At 68.3% G+C, this 8,573-nt stretch carries 11 protein-coding genes; 7 read left to right on the top strand and 4 right to left on the bottom strand.

Features of this window, described 5'->3' with window-relative positions:
* Nucleotides 1-116: 116 nt before the first annotated feature.
* From AB7O82_RS35100 to AB7O82_RS35070, 7 genes are all read left to right on the top strand, one after another.
* On the top strand, nucleotides 117-842 hold the full coding sequence (locus AB7O82_RS35100; RefSeq protein WP_428545446.1) for a DNA-3-methyladenine glycosylase I: 726 nt from the start codon (nucleotides 117-119) through the stop codon (nucleotides 840-842).
* Nucleotides 839-1,573 (top strand): aspartate/glutamate racemase family protein, encoded by a 735-nt coding sequence (locus AB7O82_RS35095; protein ID WP_428545443.1) that lies wholly within the window; start codon nucleotides 839-841, stop codon nucleotides 1,571-1,573. Before AB7O82_RS35100 ends, AB7O82_RS35095 begins: the two co-directional genes overlap by 4 nt.
* A gap of 241 nt (nucleotides 1,574-1,814) precedes the next feature.
* Nucleotides 1,815-2,657 (top strand): fumarylacetoacetate hydrolase family protein, encoded by an 843-nt coding sequence (locus AB7O82_RS35090; RefSeq protein ID WP_428545440.1) that lies wholly within the window; start codon nucleotides 1,815-1,817, stop codon nucleotides 2,655-2,657.
* A 6-nt stretch (nucleotides 2,658-2,663) separates the two neighbouring features.
* Nucleotides 2,664-3,929 carry an MFS transporter gene (locus tag AB7O82_RS35085; RefSeq protein WP_428545437.1) on the top strand — a complete coding sequence of 422 codons (1,266 nt, stop codon included), beginning with the start codon at nucleotides 2,664-2,666 and terminating at the stop codon, nucleotides 3,927-3,929.
* The gene (locus AB7O82_RS35080; protein WP_428545434.1) at nucleotides 3,917-4,774 is read left to right on the top strand and encodes a nitroreductase family protein; all 858 of its coding nucleotides are present in this window, start codon (nucleotides 3,917-3,919) and stop codon (nucleotides 4,772-4,774) included. Before AB7O82_RS35085 ends, AB7O82_RS35080 begins: the two co-directional genes overlap by 13 nt.
* A gap of 153 nt (nucleotides 4,775-4,927) precedes the next feature.
* On the top strand, nucleotides 4,928-5,422 hold the full coding sequence (locus AB7O82_RS35075) for a Spy/CpxP family protein refolding chaperone (protein WP_428621552.1): 495 nt from the start codon (nucleotides 4,928-4,930) through the stop codon (nucleotides 5,420-5,422).
* A 12-nt stretch (nucleotides 5,423-5,434) separates the two neighbouring features.
* Nucleotides 5,435-5,704, top strand: coding sequence for a hypothetical protein (locus tag AB7O82_RS35070; RefSeq protein ID WP_428621551.1), 270 nt, complete (start codon nucleotides 5,435-5,437; stop codon nucleotides 5,702-5,704).
* Nucleotides 5,705-5,890: 186 nt separating this feature from the next.
* Here AB7O82_RS35070 and AB7O82_RS35065 read toward each other — a convergent pair whose 3' ends face one another.
* The 4 genes from AB7O82_RS35065 to AB7O82_RS35050 all read right to left on the bottom strand — a co-directional run.
* Nucleotides 5,891-6,352, bottom strand: coding sequence for a GNAT family N-acetyltransferase (locus AB7O82_RS35065; RefSeq protein ID WP_428621549.1), 462 nt, complete (start codon nucleotides 6,350-6,352; stop codon nucleotides 5,891-5,893).
* An 8-nt stretch (nucleotides 6,353-6,360) separates the two neighbouring features.
* Nucleotides 6,361-6,816: a potassium channel family protein gene (locus AB7O82_RS35060; protein ID WP_428551582.1), complete on the bottom strand. Its 456-nt coding sequence runs from the start codon at nucleotides 6,814-6,816 to the stop codon at nucleotides 6,361-6,363.
* Nucleotides 6,813-7,943: a zinc-binding dehydrogenase gene (locus tag AB7O82_RS35055; protein WP_428551580.1), complete on the bottom strand. Its 1,131-nt coding sequence runs from the start codon at nucleotides 7,941-7,943 to the stop codon at nucleotides 6,813-6,815. Before AB7O82_RS35055 ends, AB7O82_RS35060 begins: the two co-directional genes overlap by 4 nt.
* Before the next feature lie 117 nt (nucleotides 7,944-8,060).
* Nucleotides 8,061-8,573: SDR family NAD(P)-dependent oxidoreductase (locus tag AB7O82_RS35050; protein WP_428621547.1), on the bottom strand; the 513-nt coding region annotated here is incomplete at its 5' end.

The raw sequence follows: 8,573 nt of genomic DNA, 5'->3' as shown, positions 1-8,573 counted from the left end.
ACCCGCCTGGACCGGGGGCGTCCCGCCCGATCATTATCATGTGGGGGGGGGACGCCCGCGGTCCAGGAAGACTCTGATGCTCGCGGTCTGGAAGAGCATGATGGGGGGGGCGCTGCATGGCCAAGGCCAAGGTTTCGTTCAAGAGCATCCGCGAGCGCGCGGCCAGGCGCAAAGGCGGCGACAAGGTGCTGGCGAGCCTGATGCCCAAGAAGCCCGACAACAAGGCGCTGGCCAAGCTCGGCGACGATCGCGTGCTGTCGGAGATGGCCTGCCGGGTCTTCTCGGCCGGCTTCGTGTGGAGCGTGATCGACCAGAAATGGCCGGGCTTCGAGGAGGCATTCCTGGGCTTCAATCCCAAGCGGCTGCTGTTCCAGCCCGGCGAGTTCTGGGAAAAGCTGGCCTCCGACAAGCGCATCGTGCGCAATCCGCAGAAGATCAGGTCGGTGCGCGAGAATGCGAAGTTCGTGACCGAGATCGCCAGGGAGCACGGCAGCTTCGGCAAGTTCCTCGCCGACTGGCCGGCCGACGACCAGGCCGGCCTGCTCGAGGTGCTGGCCAGGCGCGGCTCGCGACTGGGCGGTTACAGCGGCCAGTACCTGCTGCGCTTCCTCGGCTGGGATGCCTTCGTGCTGTCGGGCGACGTGCTGCTCTGCCTGCGCGATTCCGGTGTGCCGCTCTCCGCCACCGGAACCAGCAGGAAGGACTTGCGGCTGGTGCAGGCCCAGATGGTTGCATGGGCGAAGGAGGCGAAGCTGCCGGTCACCCATGTGTCACGCATCTGCGCCCTGTCGATCGGCGAGAACCACGACGTCGCGCGGCTGAAGGAAGTCATGCAGCTATGACCGAGATCCTGCTGATCAATCCCAACACCACGCGCTCGATCACCAGCCTCGTTCTGCAGACCGCACGGACCTTCGCCGGCAAGGGCACGCGGCTGCGCGCCGTCACCGGCGCGTTCGGGCCACGCTACATCGCCTCGCGCGTCGGCTACGCGATCGCGGGCCACGCCGCCGTCGACGCCTATGCCGGCGACCGTGGCGCCAAGGACGCCGTCGTGCTGGCCTGCTTCGGAGATCCCGGCCTCGCCGCCCTGCGCGAGATCGCACCCGTGCCGGTGGTCGGCATGGCCGACGCCTCGGTGCTGCAGGCCTGCGCCATCGGCGAGCGCTTCTCGATCGTCACCGGCGGCGAGCGCTGGAAGGAGATGCTCGAGGAGTTCGTCGCCCAGCGCGGGCTCGCGAGCCGGCTCGCCTCGGTACGCACCGTGGCGCCGACCGGCGCCGACATCGCGCGCGATCCCAAGGCCGCGATGAAGCTGCTGGCCGACGGCTGCAATGCCTGCGCCCGCGAGGATGGCGCCGACGTCGTCATCCTGGGCGGTGCCGGCCTCGCCGGTCTCGCGGCGCGGCTGAAGCCGACGGTCGAGGCGCCCCTGCTCGACGGCGTCGCCTGCGCCGTCGCCCAGGCCGAGGCCCTGGCGCAGCAGCGGTTGGCCAACCTCGGCAACCCCCCCGCGCCGGTCGAGAGCGTCAGGTTGTCGAAGGCACTGACGAGGCTGCTGGCGCGGAAGTGAGTCTTTGACCTCGACCAGTAAGACCTCATCCGGAGGAGGTCGCGTAGTGACCGTCTCGAAGGATGGGATCAGCCTCGGTGCCTGTTGCCCATCCTTCGAGACGCGCCCTTCGGGCGCTTCTCAGATGAGGTGATTGGGTTGCTCTGATGAAAGCCCCGAGCGTAGCGGGGGACCCTTTCATCACCCCCCAATCACGACGATTTCGCTTTACTCGACAGGCCCTTCGCTTGAGGGTCGTGCCATGCGTTTGATCAGTTTTCGCCATGCGGGCGCGACCAGGATTGGCGCGGTCGTCGAGGGCGGCATTGTCGATCTGACGGGGCGGACGGCGGCGCGCTGGCCCAGCCTGCGCCGGGCGATCGCCGGCAAGGCGCTGGGCGAGCTGGCGACGGCGCTCAAGGGCGCCTCGGCCGACCTGGCACTCGGCGACGTCGAGCTGCAGCCGGTGATTCCCGATCCCGACAAGATCCTCTGCGTCGGCCTCAACTATGCGAGCCATGTCGGCGAGGTCGGCCGCCAGCTGCCGACCGTGCCCAGCGTCTTCTCGCGCCTGCACAACACGCTGGTGGCGCATGGCGGCGACATCGTGCGGCCGCGCGCCTCGATCGATTTCGACTTCGAGGGCGAGCTCGCCGTGATCATCGGCGAGCGCTGCCGCCACGTGCCGCGCGCCAGCGCGCTGTCGGTGGTCGCCGGCTACACCTGCTTCCTCGACGGCAGCGTGCGCGATTTCCAGAAGCACTCGGTGACCGCGGGCAAGAACTTCCCGGCGACCGGCCCGCTCGGGCCGTGGCTCGTCACGGCGGATGTCATCCCCGATCCGCAGCGCCTCGAGCTGACCACGCGCCTCAACGGCAATGTCGTGCAGCACGATACCACCGACCACATGATCTTCGACGTCGCCACCATCATCGAGTACCTGTCGACCGTGACCTGGCTCGAGCCCGGCGACGTCATCGCCACGGGCACGCCCGACGGCGTCGGGCTGGGCCGCAAGCCGCCGCTCTGGATGAAGACAGGCGACAAGGTCGAGGTCGAGATCTCCGGCATCGGCAAGCTGAACGTCAATGTCGTCGACGAGTGAGTAGCGATGTCGTCGACGAGTGAACCGCTCGGCCTCGCGGCCGACGCCGATCCTGCAACCGCGAAGAAGTGGCGCGACATCAAGGTAATCACCCTGGTGGCGATCGCGCACTTCACCAGCCACGTCCACATCATGCTGCTGCCGCCGATCTTCGGGCCGGTGAAGGAGGCCTTCGGCGTCAGCTACACCCAGATCGGCCTGGCGCTGACCGCCTTCAACGTCGCCTCGGCGCTGCTGCAGACGCCGGCCGGCTTCCTGGTCGATCGCATCGGCCCGCGCCTGATGCTGACCGCTGGCCTGTTGCTGGGCGCCGTCGCCATTGCCGCAGTGGCCGTCTTGCCCGGCTACTGGTTCTTTGTCATCGCCTACGCCCTGATCGGCCTCGCCAACACCGTCTATCATCCGTCCGACTACGCCATCCTGTCGGCCACCATCGATCCGAAGAAGATCGGCAAGGCGTTCTCGATCCACACCTTCGCCGGCTACCTCGGCTCGGGCGTCACGCCGGCGATGGTGCTGGCCTGCGCCGCCCTGTGGGGCTGGCACGGCGCCTTCCTGTTCGCCGCCGGGCTCTCCTTCGCGGTGGCGCTCTTGATCATGGTCGCCGGCGGCGTGCTCCCCAGGACCATTGCCAGGCCGAAGGCCTCGGACCGGAGCGCGCCGAAGGGCGACGCCAAGGTCGGGCTCGACCTGCTGCTCTCCGCGCCGATCCTGCGCAACCTGCTGTTCTTCTTCTGCCTCGCCATGGCCAATGGCGGCATCCAGACCTACAGCGTCGTCGGCCTGGGCGAGATTCACGGCACGCCGGCCTCGGCCGCCAATATCGCCCTGTCCGGCTTCCTGCTGTTCAGCGCCGCCGGCGTGCTGCTGGGCGGCATCATCGCCGACCGCACGCCGCACCACGAATGGGTGGCGGCGACCGGCTTCGCCTGCACCTCGACCATGGCGATCCTGATGGCGTGGGTCGACATGCCGGCGGTGGTGCTGATCACCGTGATGTCGCTGGGCGGCCTGCTGAACGGCGTCATCCAGCCGTCGCGCGACATGATGGTGCGCGCCGTCACGCCGGTCGGCTCGTTCGGCAAGGTGTTCGGCTTCGTCTCGACCGGCTTCAACCTGGGCGGCATGACCTCGCCGCTGCTCTATGGCTGGCTGATGGACCAGCACGAGCCGCGCGCCATCTTCATGATCGTCGTCGGCTTCATCCTCCTCGCGCTGGTGACCGCAATCACCCGCGCCAAACCGCAGGCCAAGGCAGCATGGACTCACTGACCTCCCCCACGCCCGAGATTTCCCGGACCGAGGCCCTGCGCCGCCGCTATGGCGCGACGCCGCCGGATGACGGCCCACCGTCCGATGGGCCGTGGAACGAGACCATCGCCAGCCTGCTCGATCATCGCTCGGTGCGTGGCTTCCTGGCCGACCCCTTGCCGGCCGGCACGCTCGAGACGCTGATCGCCGCCGCGCAGTCGGCCGCCACCTCCTCCAACATGCAGGTCTGGTCGGCGATAACCGTCGACGATCCGGCCACGCGCAAGGAGCTGGCGAGCATCGCCGGCAACCAGAAACACATCGAGCAGTGCCCGCTCTATCTCTGCTGGATCGCCGACCTGTCGCGCAACGAGCGGCTCGGCCAGGCCGAGCAGGTCGAGCTCGAGGCGCTGCCCTGGCTCGAGACCTTCATGGTGGCCTGCATCGATGCCGCGCTCGCCGCCCAGAATGCCGTCGTCGCCGCCAACGCGCTCGGCCTGCGCACCGTCTATATCGGCGCCATGCGCAACGATCCCGCGCGCGTCGCCGCGCTGCTCGGCCTGCCGCCCCGATCGTTCGTCGTGTTCGGCCTCTGCGTCGGCTACGCCGATCCCGAGGCCAGGAACGAGGTCAAGCCGCGCCTGTCGCAATCGACGGTGCTGCACCGAGAGCGATACGACGCCACACCGGAGCGCCGCGACCGCGCCCTCTACGATGCCGAGCTGGAGAAGTTCTCGGCGCGCAACGAGATGGCCGCGACGACCTGGACCAGGCGCGTGCTCAATCGCATGGGCCCGATCGCCTCGATGAACGGCCGCGAGCGCCTTCGCGCGACCCTGGCCCGGCTCGGATTCGAGATCCGCTGAGGCCTTCTCACCGCCTGTGACCGAGCGGTGGCCGTCGCGGGACCGATGGCCGCAGCACCGGCAACCGTTCGTAGATCGCTCCGTTCCACGGGAACGGTTTGGACCCGCCCGTCGCAGGGCGCGTCCATGCATCCCGTGAAAGGAGACACACGAATGGCTCATTCCCGCCTCATTGCGCCGATCGCGCGCACGGTTGCGATCGCCTCGCTGGCGGGCACGGCGCTGCTCGTCGGCTCGGCGGTGGCGCAGATGTCCGATCAGAAGACCCAGGGCAAGCCGCCCGCAGCCGCCGCGGCGACCAGCAGCAAGCCCGAGACCGTCGAGCAGCGCATCACGACGCTGAAGACGGCGCTCAAGATCACGCCCGACCAGGAAGGCAAGTGGAACGGCGTCGCCCAGGCGATGCGCGAGAACGCCAGCAGCATGGAGAAGCTGGTGGCGACCAAGCGCGCGATCCCGCCGGAGAAGACGACCGCGGTCGACGATCTGAAGACATACCAGGAGTTCACCGAGGCTCGCCTCGATGGGCTGAAGCACCTGACCTCGGCCTTCAAGTCGCTCTACGATTCGATGGCTCCCGAGCAGAAGAAGAACGCCGACCAGGTGTTCGAGCGCTACGTCCCGCCCAAGCCGGCGGGCCAGGGATAAGGGAGGCACACCATGACGATTCGCAAACGCTTTGGCCTCGCCGCCCTCGTGGCGATGGCGGTAGCCGGCGCGGCAGCGCCCGCCAGCGCGGCCTGGTGGGGTGACGGCCGCTGGCATCCCGATCCGCGGTGGTACAATCCGCCACCGCCGCACCGCTATTACAACGGTTATCACTACCGGGCGCCGCCGGTGGTCTACTCGACGCCGTACAATTACGGCTACTATCCGCCGCCGGTCGTGTACGACAATACACCGAGCTTCTCGATCACGATCAGGCCGTAGCAGCTTCGGCATCCTCCCCGGCGAAAGCCGGGGAGGAGTCATCGCTGGGAGCGCGCCACTCCTGTGGCGCTCTTCTTGTCGATCAAGCATCCCATGAGCGCCACTGGAGTGGCGCGTTCCCAGCGAAGAGCCATGACCCCTCCGTCCGCGGTTACGCAGACACCTTCCCGGCGGAGCTGGGGAGGTTCACTTCAGCGCCTTCTCGTAGAACACCGACCATTGCGAGTCGGGATAGTCGAGGACCGGGCCGCAGCGGGTGAAGCCGGCGCGCTCGTAGACCGTCCAGGCGGCGGGATGGCGATCGCCGGTCTCGAGCACCAGGCGGGCGAAGCCCTCGGCACGGGCGAGTGCCTCGATGCGCTCGACGATCAGCGCGCCGATCTTGTGCCCGCGATGCGAGGGGCGCGTGTACATGCGCTTGACCTCGCCGATGCCGCCGGCATGGCGCTTCAGCGCGCCGCATGCCACCGCCCTGCCGTCGGCGCGGGCGACGAACACGGTGGTGTCGTCGCCGGCCATCTCCTCGACCGACATGTGGAAGCAGAACTCGGGCGGCGTCAGCGCCAGCAGCGCAGCATTGAGTTCGGCCACCAGGTCCCGCACCTCGTCCTGCAAGGGTGACTCGGCCGCGATGGCCAGAGTTGGCATGGCGAGAGTCATGAGCGATGTTCCACTTGTTGGTCCAGCCAGTCGTGCTCCAGCGCGCGCATGCGGCCGGTGACCGAGATCAGGAAAGCCGTCGACCAGCCGAACAGCAACAGGCCGTTGGCGCCTTCGATGGCTCCGAGCAGGCGCCAGCGCTGGTCGAGCACGACGTCGCCATAGCCCAGCGTGGTGAAGCTGGTGGTCGAGAAATAGAGCGCCGCCTCGAAATCGTCGAGCGTCCCCACCGCGAGATAGGCCACGGCATAGAGCCAGATCTCGGCGGTGATCACGGCGACCAGGCCGAGCACGACGAACAGGATCGCCGCCCCCTGGCCCGCCCAGCTCACATGAGCCTGGAAGCGATGGCCGCGGCTGCGCAGCACCCACAAGAGGCCGAGCAGCCCGAAGAAGTGCAGCGTGACGGTGAGCCCGACCATCAGCGCCGCCAGCGCGAAGTTGGCGATCACCCGTGCGGCACCAGGACCTGGCGCACCGTCGCCACGTCCTGCAGGCGGTCGAAGCCCTCGTTCAGCTGATCGAAGCCGATGCGCTGGCTCATCATGCGGTCGACCGGCAGCTTGCCCTGCTGGTAGAGCGCGATGAAGCGCGGGATGTCGCGCACCGGCACGCAGCTGCCCATGTAGCTGCCCTTGATGGTCTTCTCCTCGCTGACCAGCGCGCTCTGCCTGAACGAGAAATCGGCGGCGATCGGCGACAGGCCGGCGGTCACCGTGGTGCCGCCCCAGCGCGTCACCAGGTAGGCCGTCTCCATCGCCTTGATGGTGCCGGCGAGATCGAAGGCGTAGTCGACGCCGCCATTGGTGAGATCGCGCACCTGCTGGACGTGGTCGGCATCCCTGGCGTTCACCGTGTCGGTGGCGCCGAGCTGGCGCGCCAGCCCGAGCTTCTCGTCGGAAAGATCGATGGCGACGATGCGCCCGGCGCCGCCCAGCACCGCGCCCATCAGGCCGGAGAGGCCGACGCCGCCCAGGCCGACCACCGCCACCGAGCTGCCGGGCTGGATGCGCGCGGTGTTGACCACCGCGCCGACGCCGGTCACCACGGCGCAGCCGAACAGCGCGGCGACGTCGAGCGGCAGGGAGCGGTCGATCACCACGACCGAGCCGCGATCGACCACGGCATACTCGGCGTAGCACGACACGCCGGACTGATGGTTCACCGGCTTGCCGTCGTAGTGAAGGCGATGATGGCCCGACAGCAGCTGGCCGGCGGCGCGCGGCGACACGGATCGCTCGCAGATATACGGACGGCCTTCAAGGCAGCGCCGGCAGCGCCCGCAGCTCACGTTGAAGGTGAAGCAGACGTGGTCGCCCGGCTTGACGTCGTGGACGCCGGCACCGACCTCGACGATCTCGCCCGCGCCCTCGTGGCCCAGCACGATCGGCGTCGGCCGCGGCCGATCGCCGTTCAGCAGCGACAGGTCGGAATGGCAGAGCCCGCCGCCACCCACCTTGACCAGCACCTCGCCCTCGCCGGGCGGATCGAGATCGACCTCGAGCACATGGATCGGCTTGCTCTTGGCGAACGGCCGCGGCGCGCCGCACACCGTCAGGACACCGGCTTTCATCTTCATGAGGTTTCTCCCAGGACAGGTTTCGATTGCGCAGGACGCACCAAAGAGTACCTCACCCTGCGGCCGCTCCTCAGGGTGAGGATGTTCTTTGGTGCTTCGACCAAACAAGATCACGCTCTAGGCAATTCCTCCGTCGACCCGGACCAGCGATCCGGTGGTGAAGCTCGATTTGCTCGAGGCGAGATAGAGCGCCGCGGTCACAATCTCCTCGGGCCGGCCGCTGCGCCTGAGCGCCGCCGTCGAGTTGAGCTTGTGCTCCTCGCTCCACGCCTTCGACACGTCGGTGAGGAAGCGGCCGGGCGAGATCGTGTTGACCCGCACCTTGGGTCCGTACTCGAAGGCGAAGGCCTCGGTGATGGCGTTGAGCGCCGCCTTGGCGCCGGCATAGGGCGCGATCTGCGGCCGCGGGCGCAGCGCGCCGGCGCTGGAGATGTTGATGATCGAGCCGCCCTCGCCCGCCGCCATGCGGCTGCCGATCAGCGACATCAGCCGGAACGGCCCCTTGAAGTTCAGCGCCACGATGCGGTCGAACAATTGCTCGGGCGTCTCGAGCGACGACGGCGCGAGCGGCGAGGAGCCGGCGTTGTTGACCAGGATGTCGACCTTGCCGAAGGCTGCGTAGGCGGCATC

Origin of the sequence: Reyranella sp. (genome assembly GCF_050185545.1) — a bacterium.
Lineage (GTDB): Bacteria > Pseudomonadota > Alphaproteobacteria > Reyranellales > Reyranellaceae > Reyranella.
Note: the sequence above shows the minus strand (reverse complement) of the source record. Positions and strands in the feature narration are given on the sequence as shown.